This is a genomic window from Yersinia aleksiciae (assembly GCF_001047675.1).
GTDB classification, from domain to species: domain Bacteria; phylum Pseudomonadota; class Gammaproteobacteria; order Enterobacterales; family Enterobacteriaceae; genus Yersinia; species Yersinia aleksiciae.
Map to the genome: position 1 here is coordinate 2,334,462 of NZ_CP011975.1, position 14,004 is coordinate 2,348,465.

Below are 14,004 nucleotides of genomic sequence, written 5' to 3' on the forward strand. Positions count from 1 at the left end.
TAACGTATAATATGGTTTTCTGTGGAATAACCCCTGTAAATAGAGGTGTATGTAATGGGTGGTATAAGCATTTGGCAGTTGTTAATCATTGCCGTGATCGTCGTTCTGCTGTTTGGTACAAACAAACTGCGGACGCTGGGGTCAGATCTGGGGGCGTCTATCAAGGGCTTTAAAAAGGCCATAGGTGATGATCCACAAACCCCTCCAACGAATGCTGACAAAACCAGCAACGATGCTGATTTTGCAAAATCAATTACTGAAAAACAGCAGCCGGTAGTCAAAGCTGAAGAAACTAAGAGTCACGACAAAGAGCAGGGATAAGCTGTGTTTGACATTGGGTTTAGTGAACTGCTACTGGTTCTTGTCATCGGTCTGGTCGTCCTTGGGCCAGAACGGTTGCCTGTGGCTGTCAGAACTGTCTCCGGCTGGATTCGTACATTGCGTTCACTTGCAGCCACAGTGCAAAACGAATTGGCACAAGAGCTTAAGGTACAAGAGTTACAAGATAGCTTGAAGAAAGTTGAACAGGCTGGCTTGCAAAACCTGACACCTGAGCTGAAAGCTTCAATGGATGAACTCAAAGAAGCCGCTGAAGCGCTGAAGCGCTCTTATCAATCTGATACAAGCTCGGAAGCGCCGCATACGATCCATAATCCATTGGTGACTGAGCCTGAAGCTATTCATGATGGAGTCACACCGGCTGAGTCAGCAACTCAAGCTTCGGCGTCACCGCAAGTACTGGAGATGAGTGATGCGAGTATGCCGTTAGAAACTAAGCCTGCGGTTGAGACGGCGTCTGATAGTGTTGAGAAACCGGTTGTTCAGGTTGAGGTATTTACTAAGCCTATTCACACTGTAGGCGGTGATCCCGTGCCTGTTACTAAGGCAAACGTAACCAGCAAGATACAATCTGCCACAATTGACTCCCATAGCACTGACTCACTCAGCGCTGACCAACCTCGAACTCACCAACCTGGCGGCGATCGGTAAACATGGCTGTTGATGATACCCAACCCCTTATCACACATTTGATAGAACTGCGTAAGCGGCTATTGAATTGCATAATCACTGTTTTAGTGGTTTTTTTGGTATTGGTCTTTTTTGCCAATGATATTTATCATCTGGTTTCAGCACCCTTGATCAAACAACTGCCTGCTGGCTCCAGTATGATTGCGACCGATGTTGCATCACCTTTCTTTACCCCGATTAAGTTGACGATGATGGTCTCGGTATTTGTCTCAGCACCGATGATCCTTTATCAGGTTTGGGCATTTATTGCCCCTGCGTTGTATAAGCATGAACGCCGCTTGATGGTTCCGCTATTGATCTCCAGTAGCTTCTTGTTCTATCTGGGTATGGCGTTTGCTTACTTTATCGTTTTCCCGCTAGCCTTTGGTTTTTTTGCCAAGACCGCGCCAGAAAGTGTGTTGATCGCAACGGATATCACCAAGTACCTTGATTTTGTTATGGCGCTTTTTATGGCCTTTGGTATCTCTTTTGAAGTCCCGATTGCGATAATTCTCTTGTGCTGGGCAGGGGTAACAACGCCTGAGGCATTGAAGAAAAAACGTCCTTATGTGTTTGTCGGTGCTTTTGTTGTCGGCATGCTTCTTACGCCCCCAGATGTGCTATCACAGACATTATTGGCGATCCCGATGTATCTGTTATTTGAAGTCGGTGTGTTCTTTGCCCGTTTTTATACCGGTAAACAACGCCGCACAGATATAGAGGAAGAGGATGAAGAAGCTGATAACCATCCGAAAGTACCCTAAATCGTTACCTTGATGTTTTAGCCGTCCTTTGGGCGGCTTCTGTTTTGGAACGCTCATGTTTGATATTGGCGTGAATTTAACAAGTTCACAATTTGCAAAAGATCACTCGCAGGTCGTTGCTCGCGCAAAAGATGCCGGGGTTACCGGTATGCTTATCACGGGTACTGATGCGGAAGAAAGTCAGGCCGCACTTGAACTTGCTATCGAGAATTTGGGATATTGCTGGTCAACCGCCGGTGTTCATCCTCACCAGGCCAGCACTTGGCAAACCACTGTCGAACAGCAAATCAGAACATTAGCTACTAATGCATCAGTAGTGGCTATTGGTGAGTGTGGATTAGATTTTAACCGCAACTTCTCCACCCCGGCAGAGCAAGAAGTTGCATTTACCGCCCAACTGGCAGTGGCTGCCGAGCTTTCTTTACCGGTGTTTTTACATTGCCGCGATGCCCACGAACGTTTTATCAAGCTGCTTTCGCCTTGGTTAGACAAAATCCCCGCCGCGGTTGTCCATTGCTTTACCGGCACTGCTGATGAATTGGATTCCTGTCTGGCCTTGGGCTTATCTATTGGTATCACCGGTTGGGTTTGCGATGAACGTCGTGGGCTTGAACTGAGAGCACTGTTGCCACACATTCCCGCGCAACAGCTGTTATTAGAAACAGATGCCCCCTATTTATTGCCAAGGGATATACATCCTAAACCTGCATCCCGTCGCAATGAACCCTGTTTTCTGCCCCATATCGTCCAGCAGGTTGCTGTCTGGCGACAAGAAGACCCTCAATGGCTAGGGCAGAAAGCTGATGAAAACGCCCGCCGGATTTTCCGGTTGGTTTGAGTTAGGAGAACAATATGAGCTATGCATTCCCAGGCACCTTTCCTGGTCGCCGTATGCGCCGTGTGCGCCGTCATGATTTCAGTCGTCGCTTGGTCGCTGAAAATCAGCTGACAGTCAATGACCTGATCTATCCGGTGTTTGTCATGGAGGGATCTCACCAGCAGCAAGCCGTTTCATCTATGCCGGGTGTTTCGCGCATGACGATCGATCTGTTGGTGAAAGAAGCGGAGGCCATTGCCAAGCTCGGCGTCCCGGTCATATCGTTATTCCCAGTTATTGAGTCCGGCTCAAAATCATTACACGCGGAAGAAGCCTATAACCCGAATGGCTTGGTACAACGCACCGTGCGCGCACTAAAAGACGCCGTACCAGAGTTAGGTATTCTTACCGATGTTGCCCTAGATCCCTACACCACTCATGGGCAAGATGGCGTGATTGATGCTGATGGTTATGTCATTAATGACATTACGAAAGAGATTTTAGTCCGTCAGGCATTGTCACACGCTGAAGCTGGCGCTGAGATTATTGCTCCGAGCGATATGATGGATGGCCGTATCGGTTCTATTCGCGATCAACTGGAACTACAAGGTCTGGTGAATACACAAATCATGGCGTATTCAGCAAAATATGCCTCTTGTTACTATGGCCCATTCCGCGATGCAATTGGCTCTAGCAGTAATTTGAAAGGTGGCAATAAGAAAACCTATCAAATGGATCCTGCTAACAGTGATGAGGCTTTGCAAGAGATAGCGCAGGACTTGCAGGAAGGGGCTGATATGGTGATGGTGAAACCTGGTATGCCTTATCTGGATGTGGTGCGTCGGGTGAAAGACACTTTCGGTGTACCGACCTTTGCCTATCAAGTTTCGGGTGAATATGCCATGCACATGGCTGCAATTCAGAATGGCTGGCTGCAAGAAAAACCGACTGTGATGGAATCACTATTGTGCTTTAAACGTGCGGGTGCCGATGGAGTATTAACCTATTTCGCGAAGCAGGTAGCACAATGGCTACACGACGACCAAATGCAGCGTTAATGTCTCTGGTATAGCTCACTTGGTATAAATAAGAAGGTAGGTACAAATGTGCCTACCTAGAATGCGGTTTGCATTACTCAATACAGCAATACTATTGCTTCTCGAACTGGCGATTGTCCAGACTCTGTATCACTTGGCTGTTTAGCATATTCAGTAACAGCATTGACCGCGCTTCACCATCAGGTTCAGTATAAATCGCCTGTAATCCGGCAAAAACACCCTCAGTAATCGTCACAATATCACCAGGAAGAGGTACTTCTGGCGCAATGATTTTGTCCGCTGTATGGGATTGCATTTCAGTAATAACGATTGCGGGTATCACTGCTGGTTGTGCGCCAAAACGGACGAAGTGGCTTACACCGCGAGTTGCGCTGATCGTCGTGGTATGAATATCTTCTGCATCGAACTCTACAAACAGATAGTTGGGGAATAAAGGCTCTGTCGCCTCAGTACGTTTCCCGCGCACTATTTTTTCGATAATCACTAACGGTGTCCAACAGTTCACTGCTTGCCGCTCTAAATGCTCTTTAGCGCGCAAAAGCTGGCCACGTTTACAATATAATAAATGCCACTGTTTCATAATGTCACATGCCTTTAGATCCTGTTTGGCAGCATAGCAAAAGTGGTGGGGTATTTATAGTGAGGAAGAAATCATCACTTTGGATATATAGTTTGTTATACAAAGGTTTAGTCTATTCTATATCGATAAAATGATGTTTGTATTGGTGATAATTAACGGCAACCTACCGCTGGCAACTTTTTGAGTCAGGTTGTGTTCATTTTTAACAAAAAGACAGCAACTGCTATAAAGACAGCCTATAATGGCGCATCACCTAGCCGCCGAAATGATCAGCATGAAATACCGTGACTTACGTGACTTCCTCTCGTTGCTGGAACAGAGGGGCGAACTTAAACGTATTAGCCAGCCTATTGATCCCTATCTGGAAATGACAGAGATTGCCGATCGCACCTTGCGTGCCGGTGGGCCAGCGCTGCTTTTTGAAAATCCGAAGGGATACAACATGCCCGTGCTGTGCAACCTGTTTGGTACGGCCAAACGCGTGGCAATGGGGATGGGGCAAGAAGATGTTAGCGCACTGCGAGATGTTGGTAAGCTGTTGGCTTTTCTGAAAGAACCCGATCCGCCGAAAGGCTTCCGTGATTTATTCGATAAGCTGCCGAAATTTAAGCAGGTATTGAATATGCCGACGAAATGCTTAAGCTCAGCCCCGTGTCAGGAGCAAGTCTGGCAGGGTGATGATGTCGATCTTAGCCGAATCCCCGTTATGCACTGCTGGCCAGAGGATGCCGCACCACTTGTGTCTTGGGGGCTGACGGTCACTCGAGGTCCGCATAAAGAGCGGCAGAATCTAGGCATCTATCGCCAACAAGTTTTGGGCAAAAACAAATTAATCATGCGTTGGTTATCCCACCGTGGTGGTGCTTTGGATTACCAGGAGTGGTGCGAAGCACATCCCGGTGAACGCTTCCCGGTTGCCGTTGCCTTGGGGGCAGACCCTGCGACTATTTTGGCCGCCGTTACGCCAGTTCCTGACACCCTGTCTGAATATGCTTTTGCCGGTTTATTACGCGGGCATAAAACGGAAGTGGTGAAGTGTCTTTCCAATGATCTTGAAGTTCCTGCAAGTGCAGAAATTGTATTGGAAGGATATATTGAGCAGGGTGATATGGCTCCGGAAGGTCCTTATGGCGACCACACCGGTTATTACAATGAGATAGACAGTTTCCCTGTATTTACCGTCACACATATTACTCAGCGTAAAGACGCGATCTATCATTCAACCTATACTGGCCGTCCGCCGGATGAACCTGCGGTGATGGGGGTTGCGCTGAATGAAGTCTTTGTCCCTATTTTGCAAAAGCAGTTCCCAGAAATTGTTGATTTCTATCTGCCACCAGAAGGGTGTTCATATCGGCTGGCGGTGGTGACTATCAAAAAACAGTATGCAGGCCATGCCAAACGCGTGATGATGGGCGTTTGGTCGTTTTTACGCCAGTTTATGTATACAAAATTTGTTATTGTTTGTGATGATGATATTAATGCCCGTGATTGGAATGATGTCATTTGGGCGATTACGACCCGAATGGACCCATCCCGCGATACGGTATTGATTGAAAATACACCAATAGATTATTTGGATTTCGCCTCACCGGTTTCCGGTTTAGGATCGAAAATGGGGCTGGACGCCACCAATAAGTGGCCAGCTGAGACCCCGCGTGAATGGGGGCGTCCAATTAAAATGGATGAAGACGTCCGCGCTCGCGTTGATGCTATTTGGGACGAGCTCGCCATTTTCAGTGATAATAAAACCAAACGCTAACCGGCGTTAGATTTTGTCCTTAGTTTTGCATTTGATGACCCGACAGAGGGAAGGCATGACAACTTTAAGCTGTAAAGTAACCTCCGTAGAGGCCATTACCGATACGGTGTACCGGGTGCAATTGGTGCCTGCATCTGCGTTTTCTTTCCGTGCTGGGCAGTATTTGATGGTAGTCATGGACGAGCGTGATAAACGGCCATTTTCTATGGCATCCACGCCGTTGCAGCAAGATTTCATTGAGTTGCATATCGGTGCTTCGGAACTGAATCTGTATGCCATGGCCGTGATGGATCGGATTCTAAAAGAGAAAACCTTAGATGTGGATATTCCGCATGGTGAGGCATGGTTCCGCGAAGGTAGTCATCGTCCGTTGGTGCTGATTGCTGGCGGCACAGGTTTTTCCTATGCGCGTTCAATCTTGTTGGCTGCCTTGGCAGAACAGCCTAACCGTGAAGTGTCTATCTATTGGGGCGGGCGCGAAGCTGTGCATCTCTATGACCTAAGCGAACTGGAAGCACTGTCAATTAAGTATCCACAGTTGAAAGTGATTCCCGTTGTGGAGCAGCCGGAGGAGGGTTGGCGTGGTCGAACCGGAACGGTACTGAGTGCTGTACTGCAAGATTACGGTTCTCTTGCTGAGCAAGATATCTATATTGCTGGCCGTTTTGAGATGGCGAAGATTGCTCGTGAGCGTTTTTGTGCTGAACGTGGCGCGCAAGAAGCCCATATATTTGGTGATGCGTTTGCCTTTATCTAGCTAGAAAATAGATAAAAAAACCCGCCCCTGACAGGCGGGAAAACGGCAACTAAACACCAGGTACAGCGGTTATCAGGGCCTGTATTCAGGCCCTTAATGTTATTTCAGACAAATATGTTCGGAAGCTATACGCGCTCGAAGACAGTAGCGATGCCTTGACCTAAACCGATGCACATGGTGGCCAGACCGAACTGCACGTCGCGGCGCTCCATCAAATTGAGTAACGTAGTAGAAATGCGCGCCCCTGAACAACCCAATGGATGGCCTAATGCAATGGCGCCGCCGTTGAGGTTCACTTTGTCATCCATGCTCTCCAGCAACCCCAAACCCTTCAGACAAGCCAGCGATTGAGCGGCAAAAGCTTCATTTAATTCAAATAAACCAATATCTTCCAGCTTTAGCCCAGCACGTTTTAATGCCAGTTGGCTTGCAGGCACTGGGCCATAACCCATAATTGATGGATCGCAACCCACCACCGCCATTGAGCGAATACGGGCGCGTGGCGTTAAACCCAATGATTTTGCTCGGGATTCGCTCATGATCAGCATGGCAGATGCGCCATCGGAAAGTGCTGATGAGGTGCCAGCTGTCACAGTGCCGTTTACCGGATCAAAGGCGGGGCGCAGCGCAGCCAGACCTGCCAGATTGGTTTCAGGGCGAATAACTTCATCAAAATCAAAGCGTTTCAATATTCCATCGGCATCATGCCCATTGGTGGCGACAATCTCTTTGGCGAAGTGACCAGCTTGAGTAGCAGCATAAGCACGTTGATGAGAGCGGACGGCAAACTCATCTTGTGACTGGCGGCTAATATTGTGAATCTTTGCCAGCATTTCTGCGGTCAACCCCATCATACCGGCGGCTTTAGCGACAGTACGCCCCATGCCAGGATGGAAATCCACGCCGTGATTCATAGGGACGTGGCCCATATGTTCCACGCCACCAATCAAACTCACTTGTGCATCACCCACCATGATAGCTCTGACACCATCATGCAAAGCTTGCATTGATGAACCACACAGGCGGTTAACCGTGACAGCCGGTACGCTGTGCGGGATCTCTGCCAGCAAAGATGCATTGCGGGCGATGTTGAAACCCTGCTCCAGCGTTTGCTGCACACAGCCCCAATAGATATCGTCGATTTCTGCGGCATTCAGCCCCGGATTGCGGCTCAGCACTTCCCGCATTAAATGGGCAGAGAGATCTTCAGCCCGTACTTGGCGATATGCGCCCCCTTTCGAGCGGCCCATCGGTGTACGGACGGCGTCAATAATGACTACGTTTTCCATGTTTTCAGACCTCATGCCGGTTGACTGGTAGAAACATCAAGCAGCGCTGCTGCCACAGGATAATAGCTTTCGTTATGTTCAGCTTTGGCTCTCAGCCCCGCCGGGACGTGATACAACGCACCAAGATGGGTGTAACGCTGGGCCATTTCGACATAATTGGCGCTACCGATGGTATCAAGATAACGGAAGATGCCCCCGTGGAATGGCGGGAAACCAAGGCCGTAAACCAGCGCGATATCCCCTTCGGCTGGGCTGGCAATAATGCCCTCTTCCAGACAACGCACCACTTCATTGATCATCGGGATCATCGTGCGGGCAATAATATTGTCATCGCTGAATTTCTGAGTGGGCTGACTGATTGCTGCCAGCAAGGTATCCACCTGCTCGTCATTTTCTTTACGCGGTTTACCTTTTGCATCCTGCGTATAGCGGTAGAACCCTTGACCGTTCTTCTGACCAAAACGCTGGTTATCAAACATCACATCTACTGCGTCGCGATAATCTTTATTCATTCGATCAGGGAAACCCACCGCCATTACAGCTTGTGCATGGTGCGCGGTATCAATGCCCACCACATCTAACAGATAAGCTGGGCCCATCGGCCAGCCAAACTGTTTTTCCATCACTTTATCAATCTGACGGAAATCGCCGCCATCTCTGACTAACATGCCAAACCCGGCCAAATACGGGAACAATACGCGGTTAACGAAGAAACCTGGGCAATCATTAACCACAATCGGGGTTTTACCCATTTGCGTGGCGTATGCCACTACGGCAGCAATAGTTTTGTCTGAGGTTTTCGCACCACGAATAATCTCAACCAACGGCATCCGATGAACTGGATTAAAGAAGTGCATTCCACAAAAGTTTTCTGGGCGCTGAAGGGATTTCGCCAATTGATCGATCGGAATCGTCGAGGTGTTAGAGGCCAAAACAGCGTCTTCGCTGATCAGCGCTTCTGTTTCTGCCAGCACGGCGGCTTTAATTCTTGGATTTTCTACCACCGCTTCCACGATGAGTTGGGCGCGTTCAATGCCGGTATAATCCAAGGTTGGCTGGATGGTCGCCAAAATATTCGCCATTTTCAGGCCATCAATTTTGCCGCGCTCTAGCTGCTTATTCAGCAACTTAGCGGCCTCATTCATCCCAATGGTCAGAGATTTGTCATTAATATCTTTCATAATGACTGGCACGCCCTTCAATGCCGACTGATAGGCGATCCCACCGCCCATAATCCCGGCACCTAATACTGCGGCTTGTTTTGGCGCGTTGACGCCTTTAGACAGTTTTTTCGCCTGTCCTTTAACATATTGATCGTTTAAGAAAATACCAACCAAAGCACGGGCTTCATTGGATCCGGCCAATGGCACAAAACTATTGGTTTCCAGTTTCAGCGCTTCGGTACGGCCAAATTTTGCCGCGGCTTCGATGGTTTTTACGGCGGTCAGTGGGGCTGGATAGTGTTTCCCGGCCACTTGCATCACCATGCCTTTGGCAATGGTGAAACACATGGCTGCTTCCGTAGGGTTCAGTTTCAGCGGTTCCAGTTTTGGGCGGCGTGCGGCTTGCCAGTCGAGCTTGCCATCAATAGCCTGCTTCAGCATGACCAACGCAGCTTCCGTCAGCTTTTCGGCGGTGACAACCGCATCAACCAGCCCAACTTTTAAGGCGTCTTTGGCAACAATATCTTTGCCCGCAGCGATAATTTCCAGGGCACTGTCCGCACCTAATAAGCGTGGTAAACGCACCGAACCACCAAAGCCCGGCATGATGCCCAGCTTGGTTTCTGGCAGGCCGATTCGAGTTTCCGGCGAGGCAACACGGAAATCTGTGGCGAGAATACATTCACATCCGCCACCCAATGCGTATCCATTGATTGCAGAAATGGTCGGCACCGGTAAGTCTTCCAAACGATTGAAAATATCATTCGCAAAAACCAGCCATTGGTGCAGTTTTTCTGGTGGGGCATTAAACAGAGACAGAAACTCGGTGATATCAGCACCGACAATAAAAGCCGCTTTAGCAGAACGAAGCAACAACCCTTTGAGTTCGCTTTGTTTTTCCAATACAGCCAGGGCTTCACCCAAATTGGCTACGGTTTTGGTATCCAGCTTATTAACTGAACCCGGTGCATCAAACACCAACTCGGCAATGCCGTTTTCTAGCCAGTGAAGCTGTAATGTTTCGCTTTGGTAGAGCATATCTATCTCCTGAATAAGCGCATGTGATCTGGTATGACCAGATATTCAGGAAGTGTGGATATTTTGTTAATGAATTGCAAATAAGAGATTGATTTTTTGCAGTGAAGATCACAGTCAATCGGATGGGTTAATTGATTTTCATCAATTTTATTCGAGGCGTCTCGAGGGGCTGAAAAACGGGTTTATTGCCTACTTGCGATCGGGTCGCCGCGTCAGTTATTTTGGATATCGCTGTTATCACGTCATGGAATGAGTGTCGGTGAAACATGGCTTCGGTGACTATGATAAGATTAAAAAATTAAGTTCTAATAGCGAAGGGTACTGTGATGGAAACGCTGGCTTCTTTATATAACGAACATTTATCCACCCTACAACAGCGCACCCGCGATGTGCTGGAGCGTCATCAGTTAGATGCTTTACTGATTCATTCTGGTGAATTACAACGAATTTTCCTCGATGACCGTGATTATCCTTTTAAAGCAAACGCGCAGTTCAAGGCCTGGGTACCTGTCACTCAAGTTCCAAATTGCTGGTTATGGGTAGATGGGGTTAATACTCCAAAGTTATGGTTTTATTCTCCAGTAGATTATTGGCATTGTGTCGAGCCATTGCCGGACAGCTTCTGGACGAAGGCTATTGATATCCAGCCGTTAACGAATGCGGATGACATTGCACAGCAATTACCGGTGCAGCGTGAACGGGTGGCCTACATTGGGTATGCCCAACAACGTGCTCAGGCATTGGGATTCAGTGCCGAAAACATCAATCCACAACCGGTGTTGGACTACCTTCATTTCTACCGCTCGTATAAAACGGATTACGAACTGGCGTGCATGCGTGAAGCGCAAAAGACAGCTGTTGTTGGACATCGTGCGGCTCATGAAGCATTCCAGTCTGGCATGAGTGAGTTTGATATCAACCTGGCGTATCTGATGGCGACCGGTCATCGTGATACTGATGTACCTTACGATAATATCGTTGCACTGAATGAACACTCAGCGGTACTTCACTACACCACGTTACAGCATCAGCCTCCGGCAGAAATGCGTAGTTTCCTCATGGATGCGGGTGCTGAATACAACGGCTATGCTGCCGACCTAACACGCACCTATGCCGCAGACAGTGACAGTGATTTTGCTGCATTAATTAAAGACCTGAATACAGAACAACTCGAACTGATCAAAACCATTAAAAGTGGTGAACGCTACACCGATTATCATGTTCAGATGCATCAGCGTATTGCCAAGCTGCTGCGTACTCATCATCTGGTGACGGGTATCAGCGAAGAGGCGATGGTTGAGCAAGGCATCACTTGTCCATTCCTACCGCACGGCTTGGGGCATCCGCTTGGATTACAAGTGCATGATACTGCTGGTTTTATGCAGGATGATAAAGGTACCCACCTTAGTGCGCCATCCAAGTATCCTTACCTGCGTTGCACGCGAATTCTGCAACCACGTATGGTACTGACTATCGAGCCCGGCCTTTACTTTATTGAGTCTCTGCTGACACCGTGGCGTGCTGGGGAGTTCAGTAAGCATTTCAATTGGGAACGTATTGATGCGCTGAAGCCTTATGGTGGTATACGTATAGAGGACAATATTGTTATTCACGATAATCGGGTTGAGAATATGACGCGTGATCTGAAATTAGCCTGATGCAGCCTTATCTGATACCTGCCGCTCTGGTGTCAATCAGCGAAGAGATCAAAAAAAGTCGTTTCATCACCTTACTGGCACATACCTGTGGAGTGAGTGAAGCGAAAGATTTTATTCAGCAGGTTAAGCAACAACATCCAACTGCCCGGCATCACTGCTGGGCTTTTGTTGCGGGTAAGCCGACGGATTCACAGCAATTAGGTTTTTCCGATGATGGAGAGCCATCTGGCACTGCGGGTAAACCTATACTGGCCCAGTTGATGGGCAGCGGTATTGGTGAAATAACCGCAGTCGTCGTGCGCTATTATGGCGGCATCAAGCTAGGAACGGGCGGGCTGGTAAAGGCTTACGGTAGCGGCGTTCAACAGGCGTTAAAACAGATCGAAGTAAAATATAAAGTCCCGCAGGTAGAATATACTTTGCAATGTGACTACGCGCAGCTTGCCATGGTCGAAACACTATTACAGCAGGTTGAAGGCCAGATTTTACGGAGTGAATACGCGGAACTCGTGATACTTCATCTCTCTTTGCCAGCAACTCAAGCCAGTCAGGTCGGGGATAAATTGCGTGATCTCAGTCGTGGTACGTTGCAATTGACGCCCATTTCGCAATAATCCCCATCCAAGTGAATTGCTAAGGAACGTGCCGGAATGCATTTTCGTGCCATAACCCGTATTGTTGGTCTGCTGGTCATATTATTCTCCGGAACAATGTTCATTCCCGGACTGGTAGCCTTAATCTATCGTGATGGTGCCGGCCGTGCCTTCAGCGAAACCTTTTTTGTTGCCCTGTCGATAGGTCTTTTGCTCTGGCTACCGAACCGAAAACAGAAGCATGAGCTCAAGCCCCGTGAGGGCTTTCTTATTGTGGTACTTTTCTGGACGGTATTGGGCAGTGTGGGGGCATTACCTTTCCTATTCTCAGAACGGCCAAATCTTTCACTCACTGATGCATTCTTTGAATCATTCTCTGGGCTGACCACTACCGGTGCGACTACTTTGGTGGGATTGGATTCATTACCCAAAGCCATTCTGTTCTATCGGCAAATGTTGCAATGGCTCGGTGGTATGGGGATCATTGTGTTGGCGGTGGCTATCCTGCCTATTTTGGGGGTAGGGGGTATGCAGCTCTACCGGGCAGAAATGCCCGGTCCGCTGAAAGACAATAAAATGCGGCCCCGAATCGCTGAAACAGCGAAAACGCTCTGGCTCATCTATGTCTTACTGACTATTGCTTGTGCGCTTTCTCTATGGGGGGCGGGGATGTCAGTGTTTGATGCTATCTCTCACAGCTTCTCGACTATAGCCATTGGCGGCTTCTCAACCCATGACGCCAGTATCGGCTATTTCAACAGCCCCACCATTAACACTATTATTGGTATTTTCTTGCTGATTTCTGGTTGTAACTTTGGTCTGCATTTTGCGGTTCTGAGTGGTCGCAGTTTGAAAGTTTATTGGCGCGATCCCGAATTCCGTATGTTTATCTTTGTACAATTGACGCTGGTTATCGTTTGTACCTTGGTACTTTGGCAACATAATGTGTACAAATCGGGGATGGAAACCTTAAATCAGGCATTCTTCCAAGTGGTCTCCATGGCGACAACTGCGGGCTTCACGACCGACAGCATTTCTAAGTGGCCGCTGTTCCTACCGATACTCTTATTATGTTCTGCTTTTATCGGGGGATGTGCGGGATCCACTGGGGGCGGTTTGAAAGTTATCCGCATCCTGCTGCTTTATCTGCAAGGCTCGCGTGAACTAAAAAGGTTAGTCCACCCGAATGCGGTTTATACCATCAAACTGGGGAGGCGGGCGTTACCGGAACGGATACTGGAAGCGGTTTGGGGATTCTTCTCAGCTTATGCATTGGTTTTCATCATCAGTATGTTGGCGATCATCGCAACCGGAGTTGATGAGTTCTCAGCCTTTGCTGCTGTCACTGCAACGCTTAACAATCTCGGGCCAGGTCTGGGAGTCGTTGCTGATAACTTCACTTCTATGAATCCGGCGGCTAAATGGATATTAGTGATAACGATGTTGTTTGGCCGATTGGAAGTCTTCACCTTGCTAGTGCTTTTCACCCCAACATTCTGGCGAGAGTAATTCTGCAT

Annotated in this window: 13 protein-coding genes; 10 read left to right on the forward strand and 3 right to left on the reverse strand. The window is 48.4% G+C overall.

Annotation, left to right across the window (positions count from 1 at the left end; translation table 11 throughout):
- Positions 1–54: 54 nt before the first annotated feature.
- Genes tatA through hemB form a run of 5 tightly spaced genes read left to right on the forward strand, consistent with a single transcriptional unit; the run spans position 55 to position 3,647 of the window.
- A complete protein-coding gene (gene tatA / locus ACZ76_RS10525; RefSeq protein ID WP_048618903.1) occupies positions 55–321 on the forward strand; it encodes a Sec-independent protein translocase subunit TatA in 267 nt (88 codons plus the stop codon).
- 3 nt (positions 322–324) lie between these two features.
- Positions 325–990: a Sec-independent protein translocase protein TatB gene (gene tatB, locus ACZ76_RS10530; RefSeq protein ID WP_048618904.1), complete on the forward strand. Its 666-nt coding sequence runs from the start codon at positions 325–327 to the stop codon at positions 988–990.
- Between the two features lie 2 nt (positions 991–992).
- Entirely contained in the window at positions 993–1,772 is a 780-nt protein-coding gene (gene tatC, locus ACZ76_RS10535; protein ID WP_048618905.1) for a Sec-independent protein translocase subunit TatC, read from the forward strand.
- A gap of 55 nt (positions 1,773–1,827) precedes the next feature.
- A complete protein-coding gene (gene tatD, locus ACZ76_RS10540) occupies positions 1,828–2,610 on the forward strand; it encodes a 3'-5' ssDNA/RNA exonuclease TatD (RefSeq protein WP_048618906.1) in 783 nt (260 codons plus the stop codon).
- 14 nt (positions 2,611–2,624) lie between these two features.
- Positions 2,625–3,647 carry a porphobilinogen synthase gene (gene hemB, locus ACZ76_RS10545; RefSeq protein ID WP_048618907.1) on the forward strand — a complete coding sequence of 341 codons (1,023 nt, stop codon included), beginning with the start codon at positions 2,625–2,627 and terminating at the stop codon, positions 3,645–3,647.
- Between the two features lie 91 nt (positions 3,648–3,738).
- Here hemB and rfaH read toward each other — a convergent pair whose 3' ends face one another.
- Positions 3,739–4,227 carry a transcription/translation regulatory transformer protein RfaH gene (rfaH, locus tag ACZ76_RS10550; RefSeq protein ID WP_048618908.1) on the reverse strand — a complete coding sequence of 163 codons (489 nt, stop codon included), beginning with the start codon at positions 4,225–4,227 and terminating at the stop codon, positions 3,739–3,741.
- Positions 4,228–4,492: 265 nt separating this feature from the next.
- Between rfaH and ubiD the strand changes: the two genes are divergently transcribed.
- Positions 4,493–5,989: a 4-hydroxy-3-polyprenylbenzoate decarboxylase gene (gene ubiD, locus ACZ76_RS10555; RefSeq protein WP_048620259.1), complete on the forward strand. Its 1,497-nt coding sequence runs from the start codon at positions 4,493–4,495 to the stop codon at positions 5,987–5,989.
- A gap of 55 nt (positions 5,990–6,044) precedes the next feature.
- Positions 6,045–6,746, forward strand: a complete 702-nt coding sequence (fre, locus tag ACZ76_RS10560) for an NAD(P)H-flavin reductase (RefSeq protein ID WP_048618909.1) — start codon at positions 6,045–6,047, stop codon at positions 6,744–6,746.
- 125 nt (positions 6,747–6,871) lie between these two features.
- On the opposite strand, the gene fadA is transcribed toward fre, so the two are convergent.
- Positions 6,872–8,035 (reverse strand): acetyl-CoA C-acyltransferase FadA, encoded by a 1,164-nt coding sequence (gene fadA, locus ACZ76_RS10565; RefSeq protein WP_048618910.1) that lies wholly within the window; start codon positions 8,033–8,035, stop codon positions 6,872–6,874.
- Positions 8,036–8,046: 11 nt separating this feature from the next.
- Positions 8,047–10,236, reverse strand: a complete 2,190-nt coding sequence (gene fadB, locus ACZ76_RS10570; RefSeq protein WP_048618911.1) for a fatty acid oxidation complex subunit alpha FadB — start codon at positions 10,234–10,236, stop codon at positions 8,047–8,049.
- A gap of 326 nt (positions 10,237–10,562) precedes the next feature.
- On the opposite strand from fadB, the gene pepQ reads away from it, so the two are divergent.
- Genes pepQ through trkH form a run of 3 tightly spaced genes read left to right on the forward strand, consistent with a single transcriptional unit; the run spans position 10,563 to position 13,996 of the window.
- Positions 10,563–11,894 (forward strand): Xaa-Pro dipeptidase, encoded by a 1,332-nt coding sequence (gene pepQ / locus ACZ76_RS10575; RefSeq protein ID WP_048618912.1) that lies wholly within the window; start codon positions 10,563–10,565, stop codon positions 11,892–11,894.
- Positions 11,894–12,508, forward strand: coding sequence for an IMPACT family protein (locus ACZ76_RS10580; RefSeq protein ID WP_048618913.1), 615 nt, complete (start codon positions 11,894–11,896; stop codon positions 12,506–12,508). Before pepQ ends, ACZ76_RS10580 begins: the two co-directional genes overlap by 1 nt.
- Before the next feature lie 36 nt (positions 12,509–12,544).
- The gene (gene trkH, locus ACZ76_RS10585; RefSeq protein WP_005274737.1) at positions 12,545–13,996 is read left to right on the forward strand and encodes a Trk system potassium transporter TrkH; all 1,452 of its coding nucleotides are present in this window, start codon (positions 12,545–12,547) and stop codon (positions 13,994–13,996) included.
- The last annotated feature ends 8 nt before the right edge of the window (positions 13,997–14,004 follow it).